The organism is Streptomyces sp. NPDC007189 (assembly GCF_040703635.1).
In the GTDB taxonomy this organism is placed as follows: Bacteria; Actinomycetota; Actinomycetes; order Streptomycetales; family Streptomycetaceae; genus Streptomyces.
On record NZ_JBEYEY010000003.1, the window covers coordinates 503,083 to 517,024 of the forward strand.

Sequence of the window (13,942 nt, forward strand, 5' to 3'; positions counted from 1 at the left end):
GAGCACGGCCATGACCTACGAGCCGCCCCGGCCGGTCCGGGGTCTGCTGCTCACCCCCGAGGACAAGGAGGCCCCCGCCCGCGTCCACCGGCTGCGCCTGCTCGGCCTGGCCGACCGCCCCGACCCGGCGCTGGACGCCTTCGCGGAGCATCTCGCCCACCTCACCGGCGCGCCGTACGCCATGGTCAACTTCGTCGGCGAGGAGCACCAGTTCTTCGCGGGCCTGTGCGCCCCCGCCGTACCGCCGTTCCTGAGGGACGACGGCACCCGGCCGGAGTTCGGCCGGGTCCTGTCGCGCCGGCACGGGTTCTGCCCCCATGTGGTGGTGCGCCGCAAGGCACTCGTGCTGGAGGACGTCCGCGACTATCCGCGGTTCGCCGGGAATCCGGTCGTGGACGAGTACGGCATCCACTCCTACCTCGGCGCCCCGCTCATCGACAGCTCCGGCATGGCGCTCGGCACCGTGTGCGCGGCCGGCACCGAGCCGCGCGCCTGGGGCCGCTCGGGCCTGGAGACCATCAAGGCGTTCGCCGCCGACCTCGTCGTACGCCTCGAACGGAGCGCCGAGGACGGGTTGCCCCTGTGACGTGCCGGGCATGCCCGCGCCCGCGGCACCTGCGGCGTGAAGGAAAGCTGAGGCGGCGGTTAAGAAAAGCTCGATGGACCCGTGACCCGCGCGTACGGCAGATTGCAGGGTGATTCCACCCCTCTGACCCGGTGCGGGCTCCGTACGTCTGCCCGCGGGCCGGGACTCACCCACAGGAGCCGCACGCGTGAAGGCGCTGGTCAAGGAGAAGGCGGAGCCGGGACTCCGGCTGACGGACGTCCCGGAGCCCGAGATCGGTCCGGGCGACGTGCTGATCAAGGTCATGCGCACCGGTATCTGCGGCACCGACCTGCACATCCGGGCGTGGGACGGCTGGGCGCAGCAGGCGATCCGCACGCCGCTCGTGCTCGGGCACGAGTTCGTCGGGCAGGTCGTCGAGACGGGCCGGGACGTGACCGAGATCCGCATCGGGGACCGGGTCAGCGGCGAGGGGCATCTGGTGTGCGGCAAGTGCCGCAACTGCCTGGCAGGGCGCCGCCATCTGTGCCGGGCCACCGTCGGCCTCGGCGTCGGCCGGGACGGCGCGTTCGCCGAGTACGTCGCCCTTCCCGCGACCAATGTGTGGGTCCACCGGGTGCCCGTCGACCTGGACGTCGCCGCGATCTTCGACCCGTTCGGCAACGCCGTGCACACCGCGCTGTCCTTCCCGCTGGTCGGCGAGGACGTGCTGATCACCGGCGCCGGACCGATCGGCCTGATGGCCGCCGCCGTCGCCCGGCACGCCGGCGCCCGCAACGTCGTCATCACCGACGTCAGCGAGGAGCGCCTGGAACTGGCCCGCAAGATCGGCGTGAGCCGCGCCCTGAACGTCGCCGAGACCACCATCGCCGAGGGACAGCGCGAACTGGGACTGCGCGAGGGCTTCGACATCGGCCTGGAGATGTCCGGCCGCCCCGAGGCCATGCGGGACATGATCGCCAACATGACGCACGGCGGCCGAATCGCCATGCTCGGCCTGCCCGCGCAGGAGTTCCCGGTCGACTGGGCCCGGATCGTCACCTCGATGATCACCATCAAGGGCATCTACGGCCGCGAGATGTTCGAGACCTGGTACGCGATGTCGGTGCTGCTGGAGGGCGGCCTCGACCTCGCGCCCGTGATCACCGGCCGGTACGGCTACCGCGACTTCGAGGCCGCGTTCGAGGACGCGGCGAGCGGCAGGGGCGGCAAGGTCATCCTCGACTGGACCGCGTAACTCCCGTCATCCGCAAGCACCTTCAGGAGAGCACCCCCATGTTCGACACCGTCCGCGACGACCTGCGCGCCACCCTCGACGAGATCCGCGCCGCCGGCCTGCACAAGCCCGAGCGGGTCATCGGCACCCCGCAGTCCGCGACCGTCAACGTCACCGCCGGCGGCCGCCCCGGCGAGGTCCTCAACTTCTGCGCCAACAACTACCTGGGCCTCGCCGACCACCCCGAGGTGATCGCCGCCGCCCACGCCGCGCTGGACCGCTGGGGCTACGGCATGGCCTCCGTCCGCTTCATCTGCGGCACCCAGGAGGTCCACAAGGAACTGGAGGCGCGCCTTTCGGCGTTCCTCGGCCAGGAGGACACGATCCTGTACTCCTCCTGCTTCGACGCCAACGGCGGTGTCTTCGAGACGCTGCTCGGCGAGGAGGACGCGGTGATCTCCGACGCCCTCAACCACGCCTCCATCATCGACGGCATCCGCCTGTCCAAGGCCCGCCGTTACCGCTACGCCAACCGGGACCTCGCCGACCTGGAGGCGAAGCTGAAGGAGGCGTCCGACGCCCGGCGCCGGCTGATCGTCACCGACGGCGTCTTCTCCATGGACGGCTATGTGGCGCCGCTGCGCGAGATCTGCGACCTCGCCGACCGCTACGACGCGATGGTCATGGTCGACGACTCGCACGCCGTCGGCTTCGTCGGCCCCACCGGCCGCGGCACCCCCGAACTGCACGGCGTCATGGACCGCGTCGACATCATCACCGGCACCCTCGGCAAGGCCCTCGGCGGCGCCTCCGGCGGCTATGTCGCCGCCCGCGCCGAGATCGTCGCCCTGCTGCGCCAGCGCTCCCGCCCGTACCTGTTCTCCAACACCCTCGCCCCGGTGATCGCCGCCGCCTCCCTGAAGGTCCTCGACCTGCTGGAGTCCGCCGACGACCTTCGGGTCCGGCTGAACGAGAACACCGCCCTCTTCCGCCGCCGGATGTCCGAGGAGGGCTTCGACGTCCTGCCCGGCGAGCACGCCATCGCGCCGGTGATGATCGGCGACGCGGCCACGGCGGGCCGCATGGCCGAGCTGCTGCTGGAGCGCGGCGTGTACGTGATCGGCTTCTCCTACCCGGTCGTCCCGCAGGGCCAGGCCCGCATCCGCGTCCAGCTGTCCGCCGCGCACTCCACCGAGGACGTGAACCGCGTGGTGGACGCGTTCGTCGCCGCCCGCGCCGAGCTGGAGGGCTGAGCAGCGCGGATCCCCGGGGATAATGGAGGACATGATCGAGGCACGGCGGCTCCACATCCTCCGTGCGGTGGCCGACCACCGCACGGTCACCGCGGCGGCCGCCGCGCTCTACCTCACCCCCTCGGCCGTCTCCCAGCAGCTGACGGCCCTGGAGCAGGAGACCGGCCACCGGCTGGTCGAGCGCAGCGCCAAGGGCGTACGGCTCACCCCGGCCGGCGAGATCCTGCTCAGCCACACCAACGCCGTCCTCGCCCAGCTGGAGCGGGCCGAGGCCGAGCTGGCCGCCTACAGCTCGGGCGAGGCGGGCACGGTCACCGTGGCCGCCTTCGCCACCGGCATCGCCCAGGTCGTGGCGCCCGCCGTGGCCCGGCTGGCCCACACCGCGCCCGGCATCCGGATCCGCGTCCAGGACGCCGAGGGCGACGCGAGCCTGCCCATGGTGCTGGACCGGCAGGTCGACGTGGCCGTCGCCGTGGAGTACCGGGGCGCCCCGCCCGCCGACGACCCCCGGCTCACGCATGTCCCGCTCTACGCCGAGCCGTTCGACGCCGTCGTCCCCGTCGGGCACCGCCTCGCGGACACCGCCGAGGTCCCCCTCGCCGAGCTGGCCAAGGACCCCTGGATCGGCCCCTACCCCGGCAACCCCTGCCACGACGTGGTCGTCCTCGCCTGCGAGAGCGCCGGTTTCCAGCCCCGCCTGGAGCACTCCTCCGACGACTTCCGCGCCGTCGTCGCCCTCGCCTCGGCCGACGCGGGTGTGGCGCTCGTACCGCGCTCGGCGCTGAGCGGCATGGACCTCACCGGCGTCGTCGTACGCCCCGTCGACGGCGTGGCCCCCACCCGCCGCGTCTTCGCCGCCGTGCGGCGCGGCGCCGAGGCGCATCCGCTGATCCGCCCGGTGCTGGAGGCGTTGGGACGGGCCGCGCAGGAGGCGTGAGCTTTCCGTAACGCGCTCGTCTCGAATCAGGGATAACGTCCCGGATGTGAGAAGCGACGAGGAAGCCCTCGACACGCGGCTCGGCGCCCGGCTCGCCGAACTGCGCGCCCGGCACGGCTGGTCCCTGGGCGAGCTGGCCGAACGCAGCGGAGTGAGCCGGTCGACCCTGTCCCGGGCCGAACGCGCCGAGGTCAGCCCCACCGCCGCCCAGCTGAACCGGCTCTGCCAGGTCTACGGGCGCACCATGTCCCAGCTGCTCAGCGAGGTCGAGGCGGCGCCCGCGGCGCTGGTCAGGGCCGCCGACCAGCGGACCTGGCAGGACCCGGGCTCCGGGTTCGTCCGCCGGTCGGTGTCCCCGCCGCACGCCGGGCTGCGCGGCGAACTGGTGGAAGGCCGTCTGGCGCCCGGCGCCGACATCGCCTACGACCGCCCTCCGGTGGCCGGTCTGGAACAGCATCTGTGGGTGCTCGACGGCGCCCTGGAGGTGACCGACGCCGACCAGGTGCACCACCTGGACACCGGCGACTGCCTGCGGATGCGGGTCTTCGGCCCGACCCGGTTCCGCTGCGCCGGCCCGGTCGAGACGCGGTACGCGCTGGCGGTGGTACGACCGTGAGGATCGAGCGCTGGAACGGGGCGCGGGTACGGCAGCGGGCGGGGGAGCTGGCGGAGCTGCTGGCCGACACGGTGGCCGGCGGCGCCTCGGTCGGCTTCCTCGCCCCGCTCGGCCACGAGGAGGCCGCCGCCTGGTGGCGGGAGCGGGCGGAGGCGGCCGCGGCGGGCCGGCTCGCGGTCTGGGCGGCCCTCGACGACACCGGGCGGCCGGCCGGCACGGTGAGCCTGGCCCACCCCGACAAGCCGAACAGCCGCCACCGCGCGGAACTGGTCAAGCTGATGGTGCACCGCTCCGCGCGCGGGCGGGGACTCGGCCGCCGCCTGCTCACCACCGCCGAGGACGCCGCCGCTGCCGCCGGCATCACCCTGCTCCACCTCGACACCGAGACCGGCAGCCCCGCCGAGCGTCTGTACCGCTCGGCCGGCTGGACCCGGGCCGGCGTCATCCCCGACTACGCGGCGTCCCCCACGGGCGAGTTGCGGCCGACGACGCTGTACTTCAAGCGGCTCGGCGGGTGACTGTCAGTGGCAGCAGCTACGGTGCGTGGCATGCCGGACGCCGAAGACGTACGCCGTATCGCCCTGTCCCTGCCGGACACCACGGAGAAGACCGCCTGGAGCATGCCCACGTTCCGGGTGGCCGGGAAGATGTTCGCGACGCTGCCCGAGGACGAGACGTCCATCGCCGTGCGCTGCCCCAAGGAGGAGCGCGACGAACTGGTGCTGGCCGAACCGGAGAAGTTCTGGATCGCCGGCCACGAAGCCCAGTTCGCCTGGGTGAGAGCGAGACTCGCCGCCCTGGACGACGAGGCGGAACTGCGGGACATCCTCACCGACTCCTGGCGGCAGGCCGCCCCGCCCCGACTCCTCGACGCCCACCCCGAGTTGGGGCTGCCGCCCGGGGAGTGAAAATGCCCCGTGCGCGGGGGCCGGGCGTGGCATGATCCCGCGCGGCGCAGACCGGGGTACGGCGACGGGGAGGGAGCATCCGATGACGGGAACGGACGCACGGCACGACATCACCACGCGCGGGGCGAGCGGCGCCGGGGCCGGCGGCCGGGCCGTGTGGTCCCGGGACTTCGCCCTCTTCTTCGTCGCCCGTGCCGTCGCCCGCCTCGGCGACACCATGCTGCCCGTGGCCCTCGCCGCCGGCCTGCTGGAACACGGGTACGGCGCGGGCGCGGTCGGCCTCGCCATGGCCTCGACGGCGGCCGCGTTCGCCGGGCTCGTCGTCTTCGGCGGGGTCATCGCCGACCGGTTCAGCACCCGCAGGCTGATGATCGGCGCCGATCTCGTCCGGCTCGTCACCCAGTCCCTCGCCGCGGGCCTGTTCTTCGCCGGGCACGTGGTGCTGTGGCAGATCTGCGCGATCGGGTTCGTCAACGGCGTGGCGGGCGCGGTGTTCCAGCCGGGCGTGGCCAGTACGGTGCCCCGGCTGGCCGCCGACATCCAGGGCGCGAACGGCGCCATCCGCATCGCCGAGTCCGCCGCCCAGCTCGCCGGCCCGGCCGTCGCCGGTGTGCTCGTCGGCCTCGCCTCGCCCGGCGGGGTGTTCGCCGCGCACGCCGGCACCTACGCGACCAGCGCGCTGTGCCTGCTGCTGCTCCGGCTGCCCCCGCTGCCCGAGGGCGCCCGCGCCGCGACCGGCCGCGGGATGCGGGCCTTCAGGGCCGATCTGGTCCAGGGCTGGCGGGAGTTCAGGGCCCGGACCTGGCTGTGGGGCGTGATCGCCGTCTGGTGCCTCTACATGATCGCCGTCTGGGGTCCGACCGTCCCGCTGGTGGCCACCGAGGTCGTCCAGCGGCACGGTCCCGGCGCCTACGGCCTGGTCAACTCCGCCCTCGGCGCGGGCACCGTCGTCGGCGGCGTGCTCGCCCTGCGGCTGCGGCCCCGCCGCATGCTCCGCGCCGGTGCGCTGTCCCTGTTCGCCTTCTTCGGCTTCCCCGCGGCCGTCGGCGCCGGTCTCGGGGTGCCGGCGATGTCGGCCGGGGCGGCCGTGGCGGGCGCCGGGATGTCGTTCTGGGGCGTGATGTGGGCGACCAGCGTGCAGACCCAGGTGCCGCCCGACGTCCTCAACCGCATCCACGCCTACGACGTGGCCGGCTCCCTCGCCATGATGCCGGTCGGCCAGGCCCTCGCGGGCCCGGCCGCGGGTGCGCTCGGCGCCGGGCACGTGCTGCTGATCTCCGCCGTGACCAGCGTGGGGGTGGCGGTGGCGCTGCTCGCGGTTCCGGCGATACGGGACTTGGTGCGAGCGGATGCGGGTGCGCGGTGACTGGGGGCGCGCCCCGAAGGGGCGCGGGGAACTGCGCGACCAGCCCCACACCCGCAGTCGCGTGTGACGCTCAACCGGCCCGGCGGGCAGGCGCCACGAACCGCCCGATCCGTTCCCGCAAGCCCGCCGGGTCCAGCCCGTGCGCGGCCACGTGCTCCTCGATCGTGCCGTAGCGGCGCAGCTCGCGGCGGCCCACGCCGAGGCCCAGGATCCGGTGCGGCACGTCCGCGAGGGCCTCGCTCACCGCGCGCGTCGACGTGCCCGCGAGATACGGCTCGACCAGGACGACGTCGGTGCCGGCCGTCTCCGTGGCCCGGCGCAGACCGGCCGCGTCGAAGGGCCGTACGGTCGTGGCGTACAGGACGGTCACGTCCAGCCCCTCCGTCGCGGCGAGGACCGAGTCCAGCACCGGTCCCACGGCGACGACGACGCCCCCGCGGCCCTCGCGGACCGTGACGAGGTGCTCGCCGTCGATCGGCCGGCCCTGCCGGTTGGCCTGCACGGACAGCCGTACGTACACCTTGTCGTCACCCGCGGCGACGGCGTGGCGCAGCAGTGTCTCGGCCTCGTCCGGATGCCCCGGCACCTGCACGGTCCAGCCGTCCAGCGTGTCGAGGAGCGCCACATCGCCGGGGGCCATGTGCGTGTAGCCGCCGGCCGGCCAGTCGAAGGAGGCCGCCGCGCTCACCAGCACGGCCCCGGTGTCCTGGTGCCCGAGGTCCAGTTTGACCTGCTCGAACGGCCGCTCCACGAGGAAGCTGGCGAAGGTGTGCACCACGGGCCGCAGCCCGGTCAGCGCCAGCCCCGCCGCCGCCCCGACGAGCAGTTGCTCGCGGATGCCGACGTTGATCACCCGGTCCGGATGCCGGGCCATGGCCTCGCGGAAGGCGTCCTTGCCGATCTCGGCGAGGACCACCGCGACGCGCGGGTCCTCGTCCAGCAGCCGGGAGACGACGGGGGCGAAACGGTCACGCATGGTGTCCATGAAGGTGTGCCCTTTCCGATGAGCGGGGAGAGTCAGGCGTTCTTCGGTTCGACGCGGGCCACGACCACGTGCGGCCGCCCGGGATGCGCCACGGTGAACGCGGCGTACAGCGCGTCGTGATCGCGTCCGTCGACGCTCACCGCCGACCAGCCGGCCGCCTCGAAGCGAGCGGTGATCCCGCCGGGCCGGGAGTGGCTGGCGGAGGAGTTGTCGACCACCACCGTGTGCAGCCGCTCCAGCCCCGCGGGCCCGGCGAAGGCGATCGCCTCGTGGTTGCTGCCCTCGTCCAGCTCGGCGTCCCCGATCAGCACCCAGACCGCCGGATCGTGCAGCCCCTGCGCCCGCAGCCCCAGCGCGCTGCCCACCGCGATCGGCAGCCCGTGCCCGAGCGAGCCGCTGCCGATCTCGGCGCCGGGCACCAGCAGCCGGTCCGGGTGATGCCCGAGCGGGGAGTCGTACGAGCCGAAGCCGGGCAGCCAGTCCACCGGCACGAAGCCCTTCGCGGCCAGCACCGCGTAGTACGCCATGGGCCCGTGCCCCTTGCTCAGCAGGAACCGGTCCCGGGCCGGATCGTCCTGCCGCTCCGGTGTCACCCGGAGCACCCGGTCGTAGAGCACCCACAGCACGTCGAGGGTGGAGGTGGCCGCCGGCCCGTGCTTCTCGTCGCCGGTCATCAGGCTCATCAGGCCGGGCAGGTCGTCGTAGCCGTGTGCGTGGCGTGCGTCGCTTGCGATCTTCATGTCCCCGAGCGTGCAACCTCAACCAAACTTGAGGTCAAGCCGAGAAAGTGATGCGCGGCCACGGAGCCGAGTGCGGTATTGTTTCCCTGCGCGTTTCGACCGGGGAAACCCCAGGTCAAACGGCACCGGGACGTGGCGCAGCTTGGTAGCGCACTTGACTGGGGGTCAAGGGGTCGCAGGTTCAAATCCTGTCGTCCCGACCAGCTTCACAGCGGTCGGAGGCCGTCTTCTCGGGATGAGGAGACGGCCTTTTCGCATCTCCGGCCGGGTCAGAGCGCGGGCTCGGTGTCCCGTCGCGACACCGCCAGGAACGCCACGAACCCGACGATCGCCACCGTCCAGGACAGGGTCACCGGGCCCAGGCCCCAGCCGAGGCCGCCGCGCCTGCCCGGCAGGGCCATCCAGTCCGCGAGGGACGCGCCGAGCGGGCGCGTGATGACGTAGGCCGTCCAGAACGCGGTCACCGCGCCCAGCAGGCCGGCGCGGTGGGCGACGGCCGGAACGCAGATCGCCACGGCGAACAGGACGACCGAGCCCAGGTAGCCGAGGCCGACCGTCGCGGTGAGGTCGCCCGCGGCGGTGCCCAGCGCGAAGGTGGCGAGGACGGCGGCCCAGTAGAAGAACTCACGGCGCCGGGTGCGGATGGAGTGGATGGACAGCGTGCGCTCGGCGGCGTACCAGAGGGCGAAGACGGCGGCCAGGACGATCAGGAACAGCGGGGTGGACAGGGTGTACGGAACGCCGAGGCCCACATGCAGCACGTCCGCGGCCATCGTGCCGAAGACGCTGACCATGACGATCGCCGTCCAGTAGATCCAGGCCACGTACCGGCGGACCGCGAACTGGAGCACGAGTGCCCCCGCGAACGCCAGGCCGCCGAGGCCGACCGCCGGTATCGGACCCAGCAGACGGGCGAGGAAGTCCGAGGCGGTCTCGCCCATGCCGGTGGTGAGGACCTTGATGATCCAGAAGTAGACGGTGACCTCCGGCACCTTGTTCGCGCTCTCGCGTATGCGCGCGCGTGCGTGACCGCTCGGCCGGTGGTCGAGGACGTGCTCTGTGCTCATGGCCCGCACCCTCGCACGCCCAAATGCCGTCGTCCCAGACCCCTTTGCCAGAGTTTTGGGGCCTCTGGTGCTGCTGTTGCCACGAGCGCCGGGGAACCTGAACACAACCTGAACGCCTCGGCGGAACCCCTGGTCGGCGGCCTGACCGGCCTGGTAGACAGGCGGGTCGGGCGCCGCCCGCGTCAGTACGCCAGACCCACGTGCGCGAGCGCCTGCTTCAGCAGTACCCCGTGCCCGCCCGGCATCTCGCTCTGCAGGGCCGGGGAGGCCGCCTCCTGCGGGCTGAACCAGACGAGGTCCAGCGCGTCCTGCCGGGGGCGGCAGTCGCCGGTGACCGGGACGATGTAGGCGAGGGACACCGCGTGCTGGCGCGGGTCGTGGTACGGCGTGATGCCCGCCGTCGGGAAGTACTCGGCGACGGTGAAGGGCTGCAGCGAGGTGGGGATGCGGGGCAGCGCGACCGGGCCGAGGTCCTTCTCCAGGTGGCGCAGCAGGGCGTCGCGGACCCGCTCGTGGTGCAGCACGCGGCCGGAGACCAGGGCCCGGCTGACCGTCCCGTCCGGGCCGATCCGCAGCAGCAGCCCGATGCTGGTGACTTCGCCGCTGTCGTCCACGCGCACGGGCACGGCCTCGACGTACAGGATCGGCATCCGGGCCCTGGCCATCTCCAGCTCGTCCGTGGTCAGCCAGCCGGGCGTCGTCTCGGTCATGTCAGACATTGCTTGATCATACTTTCCGGGTGGGGAGCCCGCTGGGATCGCGGGACGGATCGGATACGGGCGGTCCGTACAGACGCAGGGCGTTGTCGCGGCCGGTCCAGGCCGCGATCCGCAGGGCGTCGGGCAGGCTGAGCTCGTCGGCGTCGACACGGGCCTGGAGCAGACCGGCGAGCCCCTGCCGGAAGCACAGCGCGCCCAGGTGGTGGAATTCGGCCACCCCGTACGCGTCGGAGCTGTACAGCAGCTTCCGGAACGGGGTGATCTCCAGCGCCTCCTCCAGCACCGCGCGGCACCGGGCCGGGCCCGTGTGGTGCAGGGCGAGACCGACGTCCAGGTACACCTGCTCGAACACCGCGGCCAGATAGGCGGCCTGACGGTGGTACGGCCAGCAGTGCAGCAGCAGTACCGGGACGGCGCCGCCGACCAGGCGCAGCCAGTCGGTCAGCAGGGCCGGGTCGGCGTGGTGCAGCCGCAGGTCGGCGTCCCCGAAACCGGTGTGCAGCTGCAGCGGCAGCCCCAGGTCCACGGCGGTCCACAGCAGGTGCCGTACCAGGACCGGGTCGGTGAGCCGCCCGCCCTGCGGAAGCCACCGCCGGGCGGCCTCGGTCACCTCCGCGTCCGCCGGGCGCGCCGGGTCCAGGGCGAAGCCGGTGCGGTAGGCGGCCACCGACTTCACCGCCACCACGCCCGGCCGGCGCACGGCCTCCTCGGCGGCCGCGCGGAAGCGGGCGGCGTACTCGCCCGGCTCCACACCCCGCGCGGCCACCGACTCCGCCACCTGCTCCAGCCGTACGACCTCGTACGCGGCGGCGCCGGCGGCCTGGGCCAGCTCGGCGGGGGAGGTGAGCGGGTGCGCGGCGTAGCCGGTGTCCACGAGGAACGCCCCGGCGTGCGCGGCGCGCAGGAAACGCCGGTTGACCTCCCGCCAGCCCAGGGCCGCGCGGCGGGCCGCGTAGTCGGCCGGGGGAGCGTGCCGGGGCAGGTCCAGCAGCGGCGCGCAGTGCCGGCGTACGGCCACGCCGGCGGGAGTGTCGAAGGGGGAGACGCCGGGCCAGGCCTCGCCCTCGGTGAGCAGCGCGGCGAACTCCTGCGGCGCGAGGTCGGCCGTCACCGCGCCGTGGCAGTGGTGGTCCACCAACTCCAGCGCGGCGAGGGCCTCGTGGACCGGTCCCGGCGCGGACACGGTCAGTACACCCAGCGGTAGGCCGCCGCCACCCGCGCGTCGTCCAGTTCCCGGACGGCCGCCGCCTCGCCGAGCCGTACGGCGGTCACCGCGTCCGCGAGGACCGGGCCCAGCGCGTCCCGCAGCACCCGGTCCGCGCGGAACGCCTCGACGGCCTCGGTCGGCGACTGCGGCAGCCGCCGCACCCCGAGGGCCGCCGCCTCGTCCGGGCCGTACCGGGCGGGGTCGCCGGTGATCTCCTCCGGCAGGGGCAGAGCGGAGCCGATCCCGTCGAGCCCTGCGGCGATGACGCAGCCGAGGGCGAGATAGGGGTTGGCGGCCAGGTCGACCGGTTTCACCTCGAGGTTGGCCTCCTGCTCCCGGCGGCCCGCCGAGCCGGTGATCACCCGCAGCGCGGCCTCGCGGGTCTCCCGGCCCCACGCGGTGAACACCCCGGCCCACCGGGAGGGCCGCAGCCGCAGGTAGCTGGCCGGGCTCGGCGCGGTGACCGCCGTCAGTGCGGGCAGGCGGGCCAGGATCCCGGCCGCGAAGGACTCCGCCTCGGCGGTCATGCCGTGGCGGCGCTCGCCGCCCGCGTGCAGGTTCGCGCCGTCGCGCCAGCAGGACAGGTGGAGGTGGCCGCCGTTGCCGACGCCCTCGGCGGACACCGCGGGCGAGAACGACACCCTCAGCCCGTGCCGCTGCGCGACCGCCCGGATCGTCTGCCGCACCAGCACGCTGCGGTCGGCCGCCGCCACCGGGTCCACCGAGCCCGTGGAGATCTCGAACTGCCCGGCCGCGTACTCGGGGTGGAGCTGGTCGACGGGGACGCCCTGGGCGTCGAACGCGGCCAGCAGATCGGCGGTGTAGTCGCTCAGCTCCACCTGCCGGATCGCGCCGTACGCCGGACCGGTGGCCGCGGGCACGAACTCCCCGGGCGGCGCCGAGTCCAGCCCCACCGCCCACTCGATCTCGATCGCGGCCTTGAAGGCGAGGCCGTGGTGCCGGGCCGCGCCGGCGACGGTCCGGCGCAGAAAGGTCCGGGCGCAGCCGGGGTGGCTCTCTCCCTCCTGGGTGATCCGGTCCACCGGCGCCCACGCCCAGCCGGGCTGCCCGGCCAGCGCCACCAGGTGGTCCAGGTCGGGGTAGAGCCTGAGGTCGCCGTCGGGGGAGCCGAGGACGTCGGTGGTGACGATCGAGTCGTCGGCGAGGAAGGTGTCGAACACCGGGGACATGCCGACCCCCCAGGACACGGCCGCTTCCAGCCGGGCCGTCGGGACCGTCTTCACCCGGCACACCCCCGCGGTGTCCACATAGGCCAGCACGATTCCGCGCACGCCCCGCGCGGCGAGGTCGGCGGTGAGCCCGGCGACCCGGCGCAGATCCTCCGGTCGCCCGCCGGGCACGGGATCGGCAAGGGTGGTCATACGTCCTCCTCGGCTCACGCCGTCCTCCGGTCCGCCCGGCGCCGGCGTCAGGGTTTCACGGCCACGGCGCCGTACTGCGGCACCGCGGCGGACTCCGTCCCGGCACGCCACTGGGAGCAGGGCACCAGGCCCGGCTCGACCAGCTCCAGGCCGTCGAGGAAACCGGCGATCTCCGCGCGGCTGCGGGCGGTGATCGGCGGGGTGGCGTTGGCGTTCCAGAACTCCATCGCGGCCCGGTTGCCCTCGCCGCCCACCTCCGGGTCGTGGGTCGGGTGGGTGAGCACCAGGTGGCTGCCCGGCGGCAGGGGCGCCAGGAGCCGCCGCACGATGTCCCGGGCCTCGTCGGTGTCCAGGACGAAGTTCAGGATGCCGAGCATCATCAGCGCGACCGGCCGGGTCAGGTCCAGGGTCTCGGCGGCGCGCCGCACGATGCCGTCGGGGTCGTGCACATCGGCGTCGATGTAGTCGGTGACGCCCTCGGGTGAGCTGGTGAGCAGCGAACGGGCGTGCACCAGCACGATCGGGTCGTTGTCGACGTACACGATCCGGGACTCGGGGGCGATGCGCTGCGCGATCTCGTGGGTGTTCTCGACGGTCGGCAGGCCGGTGCCGACGTCCAGGAACTGCCGTATCCCGCGCTCGCCGGCCAGGAACCGCACCGCCCGGGACAGGAACTCCCGGTCCGCGCGGGCCACGGTCCGGATCACCGGGAACATCCCGGCGACATGCTCGCCGACCCGCTGGTCGACCTCGTAGTTGTCCTTGCCGCCGATCCAGTAGTTCCACACCCGCGCGTTGTGCGCCACAGAGGTGTTCAGCTGTGCCGGTCCGGCCGTCGGGGAGTGCCCCTCGGTCACGTCGCCGCCCTTCTCCGCTCGCGGTTCTCCGCCGTCATTGTGCCGTCCGTTGATCGCGCTGTCCCGGGAACAGCGCAGCGCGGGCGGTTCAGGACCGCTTCGGGACGTTTCGGGAGGTTCCGGG

At 73.6% G+C, this 13,942-nt stretch carries 15 protein-coding genes and 1 tRNA gene; 9 read left to right on the forward strand and 7 right to left on the reverse strand.

Annotated elements, in window-relative coordinates; all coding sequences use genetic code 11:
- Positions 1-10 precede the first annotated feature (10 nt).
- The 8 genes from AB0950_RS08380 to AB0950_RS08415 all read left to right on the forward strand — a co-directional run bounded on the left by AB0950_RS08380 (position 11) and on the right by AB0950_RS08415 (position 6,861).
- Positions 11-586, forward strand: a complete 576-nt coding sequence (locus AB0950_RS08380) for a GAF domain-containing protein (protein ID WP_360156744.1) — start codon at positions 11-13, stop codon at positions 584-586.
- A gap of 187 nt (positions 587-773) precedes the next feature.
- Positions 774-1,802, forward strand: coding sequence for an L-threonine 3-dehydrogenase (tdh, locus tag AB0950_RS08385; RefSeq protein WP_360156741.1), 1,029 nt, complete (start codon positions 774-776; stop codon positions 1,800-1,802).
- A 38-nt stretch (positions 1,803-1,840) separates the two neighbouring features.
- Complete coding sequence (locus AB0950_RS08390) at positions 1,841-3,034, forward strand: glycine C-acetyltransferase (protein ID WP_360156738.1); 1,194 nt, start codon at positions 1,841-1,843, stop codon at positions 3,032-3,034.
- 31 nt (positions 3,035-3,065) lie between these two features.
- Complete coding sequence (locus AB0950_RS08395; protein WP_360156735.1) at positions 3,066-3,971, forward strand: LysR family transcriptional regulator; 906 nt, start codon at positions 3,066-3,068, stop codon at positions 3,969-3,971.
- A gap of 46 nt (positions 3,972-4,017) precedes the next feature.
- A complete protein-coding gene (locus AB0950_RS08400; protein WP_366778119.1) occupies positions 4,018-4,587 on the forward strand; it encodes an XRE family transcriptional regulator in 570 nt (189 codons plus the stop codon).
- 2 nt (positions 4,588-4,589) lie between these two features.
- Positions 4,590-5,105 carry a GNAT family N-acetyltransferase gene (locus AB0950_RS08405; RefSeq protein WP_360157191.1) on the forward strand — a complete coding sequence of 172 codons (516 nt, stop codon included), beginning with the start codon at positions 4,590-4,592 and terminating at the stop codon, positions 5,103-5,105.
- Between the two features lie 30 nt (positions 5,106-5,135).
- Positions 5,136-5,495: an MmcQ/YjbR family DNA-binding protein gene (locus AB0950_RS08410; RefSeq protein WP_360156729.1), complete on the forward strand. Its 360-nt coding sequence runs from the start codon at positions 5,136-5,138 to the stop codon at positions 5,493-5,495.
- A gap of 82 nt (positions 5,496-5,577) precedes the next feature.
- Positions 5,578-6,861, forward strand: coding sequence for an MFS transporter (locus AB0950_RS08415; protein WP_360574180.1), 1,284 nt, complete (start codon positions 5,578-5,580; stop codon positions 6,859-6,861).
- Between the two features lie 70 nt (positions 6,862-6,931).
- Here AB0950_RS08415 and AB0950_RS08420 read toward each other — a convergent pair whose 3' ends face one another.
- Both AB0950_RS08420 and AB0950_RS08425 read right to left on the reverse strand, forming a co-directional pair.
- Positions 6,932-7,846, reverse strand: coding sequence for a transketolase (locus tag AB0950_RS08420; protein WP_360156723.1), 915 nt, complete (start codon positions 7,844-7,846; stop codon positions 6,932-6,934).
- Positions 7,847-7,878: 32 nt separating this feature from the next.
- Positions 7,879-8,586 carry a transketolase gene (locus tag AB0950_RS08425; protein ID WP_366778120.1) on the reverse strand — a complete coding sequence of 236 codons (708 nt, stop codon included), beginning with the start codon at positions 8,584-8,586 and terminating at the stop codon, positions 7,879-7,881.
- Positions 8,587-8,712: 126 nt separating this feature from the next.
- Between AB0950_RS08425 and AB0950_RS08430 the strand changes: the two genes are divergently transcribed.
- Positions 8,713-8,789 (forward strand) — tRNA-Pro (locus tag AB0950_RS08430).
- A 66-nt stretch (positions 8,790-8,855) separates the two neighbouring features.
- Here the strand turns inward: AB0950_RS08430 and AB0950_RS08435 are convergent.
- The 5 genes from AB0950_RS08435 to AB0950_RS08455 all read right to left on the reverse strand — a co-directional run bounded on the left by AB0950_RS08435 (position 8,856) and on the right by AB0950_RS08455 (position 13,818).
- Positions 8,856-9,653, reverse strand: coding sequence for a hypothetical protein (locus tag AB0950_RS08435; protein WP_360156717.1), 798 nt, complete (start codon positions 9,651-9,653; stop codon positions 8,856-8,858).
- 182 nt (positions 9,654-9,835) lie between these two features.
- Positions 9,836-10,363, reverse strand: coding sequence for an NUDIX hydrolase family protein (locus AB0950_RS08440; protein ID WP_360574334.1), 528 nt, complete (start codon positions 10,361-10,363; stop codon positions 9,836-9,838).
- A gap of 16 nt (positions 10,364-10,379) precedes the next feature.
- Complete coding sequence (locus AB0950_RS08445; RefSeq protein ID WP_366778121.1) at positions 10,380-11,555, reverse strand: amidohydrolase family protein; 1,176 nt, start codon at positions 11,553-11,555, stop codon at positions 10,380-10,382.
- Between the two features lie 2 nt (positions 11,556-11,557).
- Positions 11,558-12,961, reverse strand: coding sequence for a glutamine synthetase family protein (locus AB0950_RS08450; RefSeq protein ID WP_366778122.1), 1,404 nt, complete (start codon positions 12,959-12,961; stop codon positions 11,558-11,560).
- 47 nt (positions 12,962-13,008) lie between these two features.
- Positions 13,009-13,818 (reverse strand): SAM-dependent methyltransferase, encoded by an 810-nt coding sequence (locus tag AB0950_RS08455; RefSeq protein WP_360156708.1) that lies wholly within the window; start codon positions 13,816-13,818, stop codon positions 13,009-13,011.
- Between the last annotated feature and the right edge of the window lie 124 nt (positions 13,819-13,942).

What these genes read in the sequence shown, in the direction of transcription:
- AB0950_RS08435 (WP_360156717.1), bottom strand. Translation starts at nt 9,653, where the DNA reads ATGAGCACAGAGCACGTCCTCGACCACCGGCCGAGCGGTCACGCACGC.
- AB0950_RS08395 (WP_360156735.1), top strand. Translation starts at nt 3,066, where the DNA reads ATGATCGAGGCACGGCGGCTCCACATCCTCCGTGCGGTGGCCGACCAC.
- AB0950_RS08450 (WP_366778122.1), bottom strand. Translation starts at nt 12,961, where the DNA reads ATGACCACCCTTGCCGATCCCGTGCCCGGCGGGCGACCGGAGGATCTG.
- AB0950_RS08390 (WP_360156738.1), top strand. Translation starts at nt 1,841, where the DNA reads ATGTTCGACACCGTCCGCGACGACCTGCGCGCCACCCTCGACGAGATC.
- AB0950_RS08410 (WP_360156729.1), top strand. Translation starts at nt 5,136, where the DNA reads ATGCCGGACGCCGAAGACGTACGCCGTATCGCCCTGTCCCTGCCGGAC.
- AB0950_RS08380 (WP_360156744.1), top strand. Translation starts at nt 11, where the DNA reads ATGACCTACGAGCCGCCCCGGCCGGTCCGGGGTCTGCTGCTCACCCCC.
- AB0950_RS08420 (WP_360156723.1), bottom strand. Translation starts at nt 7,846, where the DNA reads ATGGACACCATGCGTGACCGTTTCGCCCCCGTCGTCTCCCGGCTGCTG.
- AB0950_RS08415 (WP_360574180.1), top strand. Translation starts at nt 5,578, where the DNA reads ATGACGGGAACGGACGCACGGCACGACATCACCACGCGCGGGGCGAGC.
- AB0950_RS08425 (WP_366778120.1), bottom strand. Translation starts at nt 8,586, where the DNA reads ATGAAGATCGCAAGCGACGCACGCCACGCACACGGCTACGACGACCTG.
- AB0950_RS08440 (WP_360574334.1), bottom strand. Translation starts at nt 10,363, where the DNA reads ATGACCGAGACGACGCCCGGCTGGCTGACCACGGACGAGCTGGAGATG.